Source organism: Nocardia sp. NPDC057227 (assembly GCF_042669725.1).
Taxonomy (GTDB): domain Bacteria; phylum Actinomycetota; class Actinomycetes; order Mycobacteriales; family Mycobacteriaceae; genus Nocardia; species Nocardia asteroides_A.
The window spans coordinates 160,909-173,199 of record NZ_JBHUXA010000007.1 but is presented as its reverse complement, the minus strand read 5'-3'; the positions used below and the strand labels follow the sequence as shown (position 1 = coordinate 173,199).

Here is a 12,291-nt window from a genome sequence, read left to right as displayed (position 1 = left end):
TTCGGAACCGGTCGAAGAAACGGGAGAGTGTGAGCAACGACGTCAATCATGCTGACGCGCAACCGCTTAGAAAATTCGGATGTGAGAACTCGAGATGAGAGACTCTTACTGCCCGGCCTCGCCGGCGAGGCCGGATCCAGCGGCAGCGACTCGACGCCGGACGCCGAGCACCACCCGATCCTCGAGCCGCAGCCGCGCGACGGCACCGATCCCCGACACCCTTGGGTCTAGGCGACGGTGGACCCAGGTGCCCCGACGCCCTCGCCGGTGCCGACGGATGTAGCAAAGCTTCACGGTCGCGGAGTTCGAATCACGCTGAGCTAACCCGTCGCCCCACCCACCGCGAAATGGTCAACTTTCCCGGACAGCGCCGGACCGTCGGCGTGCGATTTCGAGGAAGACCTACCACCGCCATGAGGAATATCCGTTTCCGCAGACTTCTGGCCACCGCGACGGTGGCGACCGCTCTCGTGACAGCGCTCGCCGCGTGCGGCGGGTCGTCGAATTCGTCGGGGGCGGAGGGGGGCACTCCGGTGTACGGGGGGACGCTGAACTTCTACGATCCGGTGCAGTACACGGCGTGGTTGCCGACGGCGTCGATCTGGTCGAACAGTCAGGTCACGAACAACCTCGCGGACCGGCTGACCTGGCAGGATCCGGAGTCGGGTGAGGTGAAGCCGTGGCTGGCGAAGTCCTGGGAGATCAGCCAGGACAAGCTGAGCTACACCTTCACGCTGCGCGAGGGGGTGACGTTCAGCAACGGTGATCCGGTGGACGCGGCGATCGTGAAGGCCAATTACGACCAGCACGGTTTCGGGGACAAGGCGCTCGGAATTCCGGCGGATTCCTTCTTCGCGAATTACACGGGCAGTGAAGTCGTCGGCCCGCTCACCGTTAAGGTGAACTTCAGCAAGCCGAATGTGGGCTTCCTGCAGGTGACCTCTTTCTATCGGGCGGGCTCGATTCTGGCGAAGCCGTTCCTGGAGAAGGATCTGAACGGGCAGGGGCAGGCGCAGAACTGGATCGCCTCGGGGCCGTTCGTGGTGGAGTCGGTGAACGGCACCACCGGGATCACGCTGAAGCGGCGCGAGGACTACAACTGGGCGCCGACGGGCTCCGGCCACGAGGGCCGGGCGTACCTGGAGCGGGTGGTCTTCAAGACCGTGCCGGAGGCGGGCACCCGGGTTGGCGCGCTGCAGTCCGGTGAGGCGCACATCTCGCGCAATATCGCCCCGTACGACGAGGAGACGGTCGGCGCGCAGGGCGGGCGGATCGAGGCCTTCCCGGTGCAGGGGCAGACGAACAAGCTGTCGCCGCAGCTGGATTCGACCGCACCGATCACCGACAAGAACGTGCGGCTGGCGCTGCAGGCGGCGACGAACCGGGAGGAGATCAACCAGACGGTGCTCTCCCCGAGCTACCCGATCCCGGGCAGCATCCTGGTGCAGGGAACGCCGCAGCGGCCGGACGCGGGCGACGCGCTGAAGTACGACCTGGACAAGGCGAATTCGCTGCTGGAGCAGGCGGGCTGGAAGAAGGGCTCGGACGGGATCAGGGAGAAGGACGGCAAGCGGCTCCGGATCGAGATCTGGATCGCGCCGTACTACCAGGTCGCGCAGCCGGTGCTGGAGCTGCTGCAGTCGCAGTGGAAGAAGGCCGGGGTCGAGCTGAACATCAACGCCACCTCGCTCACCGAGTACGAGGCCACCCAGACCGCCCGCGCCGACAGCTGGGCGCTGGTGCAGGGGCAGCTCTCCCGCGCGGAGCCGGACGTGCTGCGCTCGGCCTACGACAGCACCGCCACCAACGAGCTGCACAACCCCACCCCGGACGCCAAGCTGGACGAGCTGGTCCGCGCGCAGGCCTTCGAGTTCGACCCGGCCAAGCGGGCGCTGGCGGTGCAGGCGATCCAGGATCACCTGCTCGCCGAGGGATACATGATCCCGCTGTACGACGAGACCCAGGTGTTCGGGCTCGCGCCGTCGGTGCACGGCTTCGGCACCGAGTCGACCGCCCGCACCTGGCTGTACGACACCTGGATCGCGGAGTAGCGGGATGCGCGGCTACGTCCTGAAGCGGCTCGCGCAGGCGGTGCTGGTGCTGCTCGCGGCCTACACCCTGTCGTTCGTCCTGCTCAGCGCGTTGCCGGGGGATTCGGTGAACAACCGGATCCAGAACCCGGACGCGCAGATCTCGCCGGAGGCGGGGCGGATGATGCTGGAGTACTACGGGCTGGACCGGCCGATCCACGAGCAGTACCTGCACGGGCTGGCGGCGGCGCTGCGCGGTGAGTTCGGCTTCTCGCTCTCCACCGGGACCCCGGTCGCGGAGATGATCGGGACCGCGCTGCCGGGCACGCTGGCGCTGACCGGGCTGGCCCTGGTCTTCGGGCTGGTGTTCGCCGGGGTGGTCGCGATCGTGATCAACTACGCCAGGTGGGCGTGGCTGCGCGACCTCGCGGGGTCGGTGCCCGCGCTCTTCGCCTCGGTGCCGACGTTCGTGGTCGGCATCCTGGCGCTGCAGTTCCTCTCCTTCCGGTTCCACCTCATCCCGTCGGTGGACGACGGGTCGGCGCTGGCGCTGGTCGCGCCCGCCGCGACGCTGGGGCTGCTGGTGGCGGCGCCGATGTCGCAGGTCTTCGCCACCTCGATCCGCGGCACGCGGCGGCAGCCGTTCGTGCACGTGCTGCGGGCCAAGGGCGCGGGGGAGGGCTTCGTCTTCCGCAAGGACGTGCTGCGCAACTCGTCGCTGCCGGTGCTGACGTTGCTCGGGCTGACCTTCGGCGAGCTCATCGCCGGTTCCGTCGTCACCGAGGCGGTGTACGCGCGGGACGGGATCGGGCAGCTCACGGTCGGCGCGGTGGAGACCCAGGACCTGCCGGTCGTGCAGGGCGTCGTGCTGCTCTCCGCGGCGGCGTACGTGCTGGTGAATCTCGCCGTCGACCTGGTGTATCCGTTCGTCGACCCGCGGGTGCTGGTCGACGGCCGGACGCAGCGGTTCACCAAGGCCCGCGCCGGTCTCGCCCGCAAGCGCGTGGTCGTTCCGCCGCGCGGGCTCCCGGCCGAGGTGGCAATGCCGTGACCGCCGTCCTGGAACACGAGAAGTACTCGCAGGCACCGGAGAAGAAGGCGGCCCCGCTGCGCTGGCTCGGCGCGAACTGGACGCTGGTGCTGGCGATCGCCGTCGTGGCGACCGCGCTGCTCTGGGCGCTGGTCCCGCACCTGTTCGTCAGCTACGACCCGCTGCTGCCGGACCCGGCGAACAAGCTGAAGCCGCCGTCGGGCGAGCACTGGTTCGGCACCGACCAGCTCGGCCGCGACCTCTACACCCGGGTGGTCTACGGTGCCCGCGCCTCACTGCTCGGCTCGGCGGTGGCGGTCGGTGTCGGCGTGCTGGTCGGCTCGCTGCTCGGCGCGCTGGCCGGGTGGTTCGCCGGTTTCACCGACAGCGCGCTCATGCGGGTGATCGACGTGGTGCTGGCGATCCCGGGGTTCCTGCTCGCCATCACCATCGTGGTGCTGCTCGGCTTCGGGGTGCTGCAGGCCGGGATCGCGGTCGGGCTCACCACCTCGGCGACCTTCGCCCGGCTCATCCGCTCCGAGGTACTCAAGGCGCGGACCAGCACCTACGTGGAGGCCGCGATCACCAGCGGCGCCTCGACGCTCGACATCCTGCGCAGGCACGTGATCCCGAACTCGATCGCGCCGACGGTCTCGCTGATCACGGTGCAGTTCGGCATCGCCATCATCTGGATCGCCTCGCTCAGCTTCCTCGGGCTCGGCGCGCAGCCCCCGGAGCCGGAGTGGGGGCGGCTGGTCTCCGACGGCCGCAACTACATCGCGACCCGCGGCTGGCTGACGCTGTGGCCGGGGCTCACCGTCGTCGCGGTGGTGCTGGCCACCAACCACATCGCGCACCACATCACGAGGAGGCAGTCGTGACCCTGGTCGACGAGGAGCTCCGCACCACCGCGACCGCCGTGCTCTCGGTGCGCGACCTGAGCGTCGGGTACCGCACCGACCGCGGGCTCACGCCGGTGCTGCGCGGCGTCTCCTTCGAGGTGGCGCCGGGGCAGGTGCTCGCGCTGGTCGGCGAGTCGGGGTCGGGCAAGACCACCACCGCGCACGCCGTGCTCGGGCTGCTGCCGGAGAACGGCGAGGTGCTCGGCGGGCGGATCTCGTTCGCCGGGCAGGAGCTCACCGAGCTGTCGGAGAAGGGCTGGCGGGACATCCGCGGCCGGGCGGTGAGCCTGATCCCGCAGGACCCGACGGTCTCGCTGGATCCGGTGCGCCGGGTCGGGCACCAGGTGGAGGATGTGCTGCTGCTGCACACCGACCTGGACGCGGCGGCGCGCCGGGCCCGGGTGTACGAGCTCTTCGAGCTGGTCGGCTTCACCGAGGTGGAGCGGCGCTACCGGCAGTACCCGCACGAACTCTCCGGCGGCATGCGGCAGCGGGTGCTGATCGCGGCCGCGGTCGCCGCCGAGCCGGAGCTGATCATCGCCGACGAGCCGACCTCCGCGCTCGACGCCACGGTGCAGAAACAGGTGCTCGACCTGATCGACGACATCCGGCGCCGCCTCGGCACCAGCGTCGTCCTGGTCACGCACGACCTCGGCGTCGCCGCCGACCGCTCCGACGTGATCGGCGTGATGCGCGGCGGCGAGCTGGTCGAGGTCGGGCCGACGCGGGAGATCGTCGCCGCGCCGCAGCACGAGTACACCAGGAAGCTGCTGGACAGCGTGCCGTCCCGGATCGGCCGGATCCGGCCCCGAGCGGCTGCCCCCGCCGACCGGGAGACGGTGATCGAGGTCGCCGGGCTGCGCAAGGAGTACGGCGACGTGACCGCAGTGGACGGGATCACGTTCCAGGTCAAGCGCGGCGAGACCTTCGCCATCGTCGGCGAATCCGGGTCGGGGAAGTCGACGACCGCCCGGATCCTGACCGGGCTCACCGAGGCCACCGGCGGCAGCGCCACCCTGCTCGGCACCGACATCACCCGGCTGCGGCGCAGGGAGTTCCGCGCGCTGCGCCGGAACGTGCAGATCGTCTACCAGAATCCGTACTCCTCCTTCGACCCGCGCTTCGACGTCTACGACGTGGTGGACGAGCCGCTGCGCTCGTTCGGCGGGAAGCACAGGGGCAAGCGGCCGAACGAGGCTCAGGTGGTGGCGGCGCTGGAAGCCGCGGCGCTGCCCGCCGACTTCGTCCGGCGGCATCCGCGCGAGCTCTCCGGCGGGCAGCGGCAGCGGGTCGCGATCGCCCGTGCCCTCGTACTGGAGCCCGAGGTGGTGGTGCTGGACGAGCCGATCTCCGCGCTCGACGTCTCGGTGGCCGCGCAGATCCTCGACCTGCTGCGCACCCTGCAGGAGGAGCGCGGCCTGACCTACCTGTTCATCTCGCACGATCTCGCGGTGGTCCGGGCCATCTCGGACCGGGTTGCGGTCATGCGGCAGGGCCGGATCGTCGAGCAGGGCGAGGTCGAGCAGGTCTTCGCGCACCCCGCCGACGACTACACGGTCCGGCTGGTCGACGCCATCGCCGGGCGCGACCTCAGCTCGGGAGGAGATTCATGAGCACGCAACCGGAGACCCTGACCGCCGCGCTGGAGCGCATCCGGGCGGTGCTGCTGGAGCTGGCCAAGGGCGTCGGCGAGCGCGACCTGGCCTTCGAGCACCCGGAGGCGCTGATCCGGGAGCTGGCCGACGCCGGCTTCGGGCGGCTGCGGGTGCCGGTGGAGTTCGGCGGCTTCGGCGTCGAGCTGCCGGTGCTGTTCGAGCTGCTCGCCGAGGCCGCGCAGGCCGACTCCAACGTCCCGCAGATCTTTCGCGGCCACTTCACCACGGTCGAGATCCTGCTGCTGGAGACCGATCCCGAGGTGCGCGCGCACTGGCTGCGGGCGATCGGCGACGGCGCGGTGTTCGGCAATGCGCAGTCCGAGCCGTCGGCGGTGGTCGCGGAGGCGGTGACAGCCGGTGACGTGACGCCGGGGTGGGGTGCCTCGACCACGAAGGTGCGGGTCGCCCCGGACGGGCGGCGGCTGGTCTCCGGCACCAAGTTCTACTCGACCGGCGCGCGGTTCGCCGACTACATCCGGGCGGCGGTGGCCGACGACGAGGGCGGCCGCGGCTTCGTGGTGATCCCGGCCAGGCACCCCGGCGTCACGCACGTGGACGACTGGGACGGCATCGGGCAGCGCCAGACCGGCAGCGGGACAACGCTGTTCGCGGACGTCCCGGTGGAGCCGAACGGCGACGTCGGGAAGTTCAAGGAGTCGCTGCGCGGGCTGGACTCGTTCGTGCAGATCGTGCACCTGGCCAACCTGACCGGGATCGCGCGCAGCATCGTCGCCGAGACGGTCGACATCGTGCGCGCCCGCACCAGGACCAGCCTGCACGCGCTCACCCAGAAGGCGGCCGATGATCCCGAGGTGCTCGGCGTGGTCGGGCTGCTGGAGGCGCGCAGGCTCACCGCCGAGACACTGCTCCGGCTGGCCGGTGAACGACTGCAGGCGGCGCACGACAGCGGCGAGGAAAGTGCCTACACGCGGGCGTATCTCGATACCTCGGCCGCGCAGATCGCGGTGATCGAGGCGGTGCTGGACGCGGCGACCCGCGCCTTCGACGCCGGTGGCTCCTCGACGGCGCGGAACAGCGCGCACCTGGATCGGCACTGGCGCAACGCGCGCACGCTGGCCTCGCACAACCCCGTCGTCTACAAGCCGCGGGTGGTCGGGGCGTACCTGGTGAACGGGGAGTCGCCGGAGCCGGGGTACTACCGGAACCGGCCGTCGGCGGAGGCGTCGGCGTGAGCAAGCAGCTGCATCTGAACGTCAATATCCTGAATTCCGGTGTCTTCGGCGGCTCTTGGCGGTTCCCGGGAACCGACGGGCTGGCCTCGTACACGATCGAGCACTACACCTCGATCGCGCGCAAGGCCGAGGAGGCGCGGCTGGACGCCGTCTTCCTGGCCGACGGCCCCTCGCTCGACCCGTCGACCAAGCACCGCACCGGCAACAATCTGGAGCCGACGACGGTGCTGGCCCGGATCGCGGCACAGACCGAGCGGATCGGGCTCATCGCCACGCTCTCCTCGTCCTACAACGACCCGGCCGAGCTGGCCGGGCGCCTCGGCGACCTGGACCACCTGAGCGGCGGGCGGTTCGGCTGGAACGTGGTGACCACGGCGGGGCCGGTGGCCGCGGCGAACTTCGGCCGCGCGGGCGAGCCGGAGCACGGGCTGCGGTACCGGCGCGCGGGCGAGTTCGTCGAACGGGTCGTCGCCGCGTGGGCGGCGCGCACCGAGTACGTGTCGCCGCAGGGGCGGCCGGTGGTGGTGCAGGCCGGTGGCTCGGCGGACGGCAAGCGGCTGGCCGCCCGGGTCGGCGAGGTGATCTTCTCCGCCGAGCAGGACATCGACCTGGCCCGCGACTTCCGCACCGAACTGCGGGAAGGCGCGCGGCGCTTCGGGCGCGACCCCGACGAGATCGTGGTGCTGCCCGGGCTCTCCACCGTGCTCGGCAGTACCGAGGCCGAGGCGCGGGCGCGCCGCGAACTGCTGGACGACGTCCTGCCCGACGCCTACGCGCGCGCCCGGCTCGCCGGGCAGCTCGGCTTCTCCCTCGACGGGCTGCCCGACGACGAGCCGCTCCCCGCCGAGTTGCTGGCGGCCCCCGACGCCAGCGCCGGTTCGCAGACCTTCAACCGGGTCGTGCGCGACATCATCGCGCGGGAGAATCCGACGCTGCGGCAGCTGCTGCGGAAACTCTCCGGCGGTGGTGGGCACCGGATCGTGGTCGGCACCCCGGAGCAGGTCGCGGACGATATCGAGCGCTGGTTCCGACACGGGGCGGCCGACGGTTTCAACGTCATGCCGGACGTGCTGCCCTCCGGGTTCGACGATTTCGCCGACCACCTGGTGCCGGAGCTGCGGCGGCGCGGGCTCTTCCGCGCCGAGTACGACGGGACCACGCTGCGCGACCACCTCGGGCTCGGGCTGCCCGCCGCTCCGGTGGCGGAGCGCGGGCCCCTCGAAGCGGCGCGCTGAGCGGAGAGAAACGATGACTGTTCCTGTTCTGCTGGAAATCGCCGTCGGCGGGTCGCCCGGTCTCGTGCCGCTCGCCGCGGCGGCGGAGGTGGCCGCCGCGGCCGAGCGCGCGGGCGTGGTCGCGCTGCGGGTGCGCACCGCGGCCACCGGCGGCGCGGCGCGGGCGCTCGATCCGAGCGTGGTGGCCGCCTACCTGGCCGGGCGCACCACCGAGCTCGGCTACCTGATCGACCTGCCGACCACCGGCAACGCCCCGTACAACGCGGCGCGCCGGGTGCTCTCCTTCGACCGGGCCGTAGGCGGCCGGGCCGGGGTGGTGCTGCGCCCCGCCACGGGCGACGAGGTGAGCGACGCCGCCGCCCCCGATCCGGCCGCGGATTCGCCCGCCGACCGCTGGACCGAGTACGCGACCTTGCTGACCCGGCTCTGGGAATCGTTCCCGCGCGCCGCCCTGCTCGGCGACCAGGAGCGGGCACTCGTGCTCGACGACGCCCTGATCACGCCGATCGACTTCGCCGGGCGCTACTACCGGGTCGCCGGGCCGCTGGACGGGCCGTCCTCGGTGCAGGGGCGTCCGGTGCTCGCGGTCGAGGCGGAGTCGGGCGTCGCGGATCTCGGCCTCGCGGACGTGGTCTTCGTCGAGCGCGGCGCGGAGGTGCCCACCGGTCCCTTCGCGGCGATCGGGCGCGCGGAGGTCTCCGCGGAGACCGACCCCGCGGAGCTCGCCACCTGGGCGTCCGGTTTCGACGCGGTCCTGCTGGCCCCGGTCGGCGGCGCCGACGCGGTGCGCGACACCATCGACCGGGTGGTCCCCGCACTCGCCCGCCGCGCATCGCACCCGACCCTGCGGGCCGCGCTCGGCCTGCCCGTCCCGACGATCGAGGAGGTCCCGGCATGACCGCACTGCACGAACCTGTGTCCAGTGAGGCCACGAACGGCCCTCGGCTGGAGGCACCTCCCGCCGCAGGCGAACGTGATCCGGCCACGGCGGAACCGCTCACCGTGGCGGGCATCCGCGCGGCCATCACCCCGATCCTGACCCGCCTCGCCGCGACCGCGAAGCACCGCGAGGAGACCCGCGACTACGCCTTCGCCGACGTCCGCGCACTGGCCGAGGCAGGCATCGCGCTCACCGGCATCCCGGCGCACGAGGGCGGCGCGGGCGGCTCGCTGCGCGACGTCACCGAGGTGATCATCGAGATCGCCCGCGCCGACTCCAATATCGCGCAGGCGCTGCGCAGCAGCTTCCTCACCGCCGAGCAGGTGGTGGCCCGCCCGGACCGCCCGCAGCGCGACCGCACCCTGGCCCGGCTGCGCGCCCGCGACCTCTTCGCGGGCACCGCCAACGAGCGCACCGGCGGCGCGAGCGGCCGGATCAACGCCACCGCGCGGCCGGACGGCGCCGACTGGATCGTGAACGGCGAGAAGTACTACTCCACCGGCGGCCTCTACGCCGCCTGGTTCTCCACCCAGGCGCGCGCCGATGACGACACCGTTGTGCGCTTCACCGTCCCGCTGGATCGGGACGGCATCGAGCGGCTGGACGACTTCGACGCCGTCGGTCAGCGCCTCACCGCCAGCGGCACCACCCGCTTCACCGAGGTCAGGGTCCGCGCCGACGAGGTCACCGAGCTCGGCACCCCGGAGCCGGACAACCCGTGGACCGGCGCCTTCGCCCAGCTCTACCTGGCCGCGGTGCAGGCGGGGGTCGCGGCGCGGGCGCTGGACGACGCGGTCTGGTACGTCCGGGAGAAGGCCCGCCCGATCAAGCACAGCACCGCGACGGCGAGCGTGGACGACCCGTACGTCCGGCAGACCGTCGGCGAGATCGCCGCCCGCGCCCAGGCCGCGCGGGCCGTGGTACTGCTCGCCGCCGAAACCTTGGCGGGCGTGCACGGGCTCACCGGTGACGCGCTCCGGGCGGCGGGCGCCGCGGCATCGGTGCACGTGGCCCAGGCGGGCGTGATCGCCATCGAATCCGCGCTCGCCGCCGCCGAACTGCTCTTCGATGTCGGCGGCGGCTCGATCACCAGCCGCGACCTCGGCTACGACCGGCACTGGCGCAATGCCCGCACCACCGCCAACCACAATCCGCGGCAGTGGAAGTCGGCCGTCGCAGGCGCCTACCACCTCACCGGCGAGGAACCGCCGACCACCGGGCTCTTCTGAACCTCGACAGCAAAGGAAACGCAGATCCGATGTCCCATGGAGCATTCGAACTGACCTACACGGCCGCCCCGAACCGGTACGAGCGGATCCCGTATCGGCGCACCGGGACCTCCGGGCTCGACCTGCCCGCCTTCTCCTTCGGGCTGTGGCAGAAGTTCGGCACCGACTACGCCTACGAGACCCAGCGCGAGATCATCCTGCACGCCTTCGATCTCGGCATCACGCACTTCGACAACGCCGACCGCTACGGCCCGCCGCACCGCGCCGCGCAGCAGAACTTCGGCCGGGTGCTCGGCAGGGACCTCGCGCCGTACCGGGACGAGCTGATCCTCTCCACCAAGGCGGGCAACCCGATCGGCCCGAGCCCGTACCTGAAGGGCGGCTCGCGCAAGTCCATCCTGACCTCGCTCGACCACAGCCTGCGCGACCTCGGCACCGACTACGTCGACATCTTCTACCACCACAGCCCCGACCTCTCCACCCCGCTGGAGGAGTCGGTCGGCGCGCTGGTCAGCGCCGTGCAGCAGGGCAAGGCGCTGTACGTCGGTATCTCCAACTACCAGCCGGACCGCACGCACGCCGTCGCCGAGCTGCTCCGCGAAGCCGGTGTCCCGCTGCTCATCCACCAGGCGCGCTACAGCATCTACGACCGCCGCCCGGAGCAGAACGGCCTGCTGGAGACGGCGAAGGACGACGGCTTCGGCGTGATCGTCTACTCGCCGCTGGCGCAGGGGCTGCTCACCGACAAGTACCTGGGCGGCATCCCGGAGGGGGCGCGGGCGCAGAACAGCACCTTCCTCTCGCCGGACGTCATCGACGACACCTACCGGCAGCGCACCGCCGAGCTGAACAAGCTCGCCGAGTCGCGCGGCCAGTCGCTGGCCCAGCTGGCGCTGCAGTGGGTGCTGCGCAGGCCGGAGGTCACCTCGGCGCTGATCGGCGCCAGCTCCACCGCCCAGCTGGACCACAACCTGGCCGCGGTGAGCTTCCCCGAGCTGACCGCCGACGAGCTCGCGCTCATCGACGAGCACGGTGTGCACGGGACCGGGCTCAAGCTCTGATCTACCGCTGAACGGGCCGGAACCCCACAGGGTTCCGGCCCGTTTTCGTTTCCTGATACGGACATATCGCTTTTTATGGTACGTTCATATTAACAACTCAGGGAGGGTGGAGAGCATGGCGAAGATCGGCAGGTTCAGCAGCGCGGCGGGCGAGGCGCGGTTCCGGGCGGCCTACGACGCGGTGGCCGCGCGCTGGCCGGTGCCGTCGACGGAGCACGAGGTGCCGACCTCGTTCGGCAGCACCTATGTGCGGAAGTCAGGCACCGGGACCGGTGCCCCGATCGTGCTGCTGCCAGGCATCGGCGGCAACGGGCAGATCTGGTACCCGTTCATCGAGGAGTTGGCGCGCGACCACGTCGTCTACACGCCGGATGTCATCGGCTGGGCCGGGCGCTGCGTCCAGACGGCCCCGGTGCGCGACGCCGCCGATATCGCCGCCTGGTTCGCCGAGGTGCTGGACGGGCTCGGCGAGCAGCGGGTGCACCTGGCCGGGAACTCGCTCGGCGCCTGGCTCTCCGGTGCCATCGCGGTGCACCGCTCGGACCGGCTCGCCAGCCTCGCCCTGCTCGAGCCGAGTGCCGCCACCTTCGCGAGGCCGCGGCTCGGGCTGCTGTGGAAGTTCATCGTCGGCAGTGTCAACCCGACCCCGGAGCGGATGCGCAAGTTCAACCGGTGGCTCATGCCGCGCTATGTCCTGGACGACGCCGGTATCGAACTGGCGGGCGCCATCACGAAATTCCGGATGGCCATGCCGTGGGACCGCACCTTCACCGACGGGCAGCTCGCCGCCATCGACGCCCCCACCCTGGTGCTCTTCGGCGCGGAGACGATCGTCGCCGACCCCGAGTTCGGCGCCGCCCGGGCGCGGGAGGGGATCGCCCGGGCGCAGGCCGAGATCATGCCCGGCGTCGGCCACGACCTGCTCTGGGCCAACCCGGAGCAGGTCGTCCCGCGCTTCCTCGCCTTCGTCGAGAGCCACGAGCAGGCGCGGACCTGAGCGCGCTCGCGCGGCGGTG

General features: G+C 71.5%; 10 protein-coding genes. All 10 read left to right on the top strand.

The window, feature by feature from the left end; all coding sequences use genetic code 11:
• Positions 1-533: 533 nt before the first annotated feature.
• The gene (locus ACFUJ1_RS12800; protein ID WP_378645221.1) at positions 534-2,051 is read left to right on the top strand and encodes an ABC transporter substrate-binding protein; all 1,518 of its coding nucleotides are present in this window, start codon (positions 534-536) and stop codon (positions 2,049-2,051) included.
• Positions 2,052-2,055: 4 nt separating this feature from the next.
• The gene (locus ACFUJ1_RS12795) at positions 2,056-3,081 is read left to right on the top strand and encodes an ABC transporter permease (protein ID WP_378645220.1); all 1,026 of its coding nucleotides are present in this window, start codon (positions 2,056-2,058) and stop codon (positions 3,079-3,081) included.
• Entirely contained in the window at positions 3,078-3,941 is an 864-nt protein-coding gene (locus ACFUJ1_RS12790; protein ID WP_378645219.1) for an ABC transporter permease, read from the top strand. The genes ACFUJ1_RS12795 and ACFUJ1_RS12790 overlap by 4 nt, the downstream gene beginning before the upstream one ends.
• Complete coding sequence (locus ACFUJ1_RS12785; RefSeq protein ID WP_378645218.1) at positions 3,938-5,575, top strand: dipeptide ABC transporter ATP-binding protein; 1,638 nt, start codon at positions 3,938-3,940, stop codon at positions 5,573-5,575. Before ACFUJ1_RS12790 ends, ACFUJ1_RS12785 begins: the two co-directional genes overlap by 4 nt.
• Positions 5,572-6,810 (top strand): acyl-CoA dehydrogenase family protein, encoded by a 1,239-nt coding sequence (locus ACFUJ1_RS12780; protein ID WP_378645217.1) that lies wholly within the window; start codon positions 5,572-5,574, stop codon positions 6,808-6,810. Before ACFUJ1_RS12785 ends, ACFUJ1_RS12780 begins: the two co-directional genes overlap by 4 nt.
• Positions 6,807-8,045 carry an LLM class flavin-dependent oxidoreductase gene (locus ACFUJ1_RS12775; RefSeq protein WP_378645216.1) on the top strand — a complete coding sequence of 413 codons (1,239 nt, stop codon included), beginning with the start codon at positions 6,807-6,809 and terminating at the stop codon, positions 8,043-8,045. The genes ACFUJ1_RS12780 and ACFUJ1_RS12775 overlap by 4 nt, the downstream gene beginning before the upstream one ends.
• A gap of 13 nt (positions 8,046-8,058) precedes the next feature.
• Complete coding sequence (locus tag ACFUJ1_RS12770) at positions 8,059-8,943, top strand: LLM class flavin-dependent oxidoreductase (protein ID WP_378645215.1); 885 nt, start codon at positions 8,059-8,061, stop codon at positions 8,941-8,943.
• Positions 8,940-10,214 (top strand): acyl-CoA dehydrogenase family protein, encoded by a 1,275-nt coding sequence (locus ACFUJ1_RS12765; RefSeq protein WP_378645214.1) that lies wholly within the window; start codon positions 8,940-8,942, stop codon positions 10,212-10,214. Before ACFUJ1_RS12770 ends, ACFUJ1_RS12765 begins: the two co-directional genes overlap by 4 nt.
• 29 nt (positions 10,215-10,243) lie before the next feature.
• Positions 10,244-11,275 carry an aldo/keto reductase gene (locus tag ACFUJ1_RS12760; protein ID WP_378645213.1) on the top strand — a complete coding sequence of 344 codons (1,032 nt, stop codon included), beginning with the start codon at positions 10,244-10,246 and terminating at the stop codon, positions 11,273-11,275.
• 115 nt (positions 11,276-11,390) lie between these two features.
• A complete protein-coding gene (locus tag ACFUJ1_RS12755; protein ID WP_378645212.1) occupies positions 11,391-12,272 on the top strand; it encodes an alpha/beta fold hydrolase in 882 nt (293 codons plus the stop codon).
• Positions 12,273-12,291: the final 19 nt, after the last annotated feature.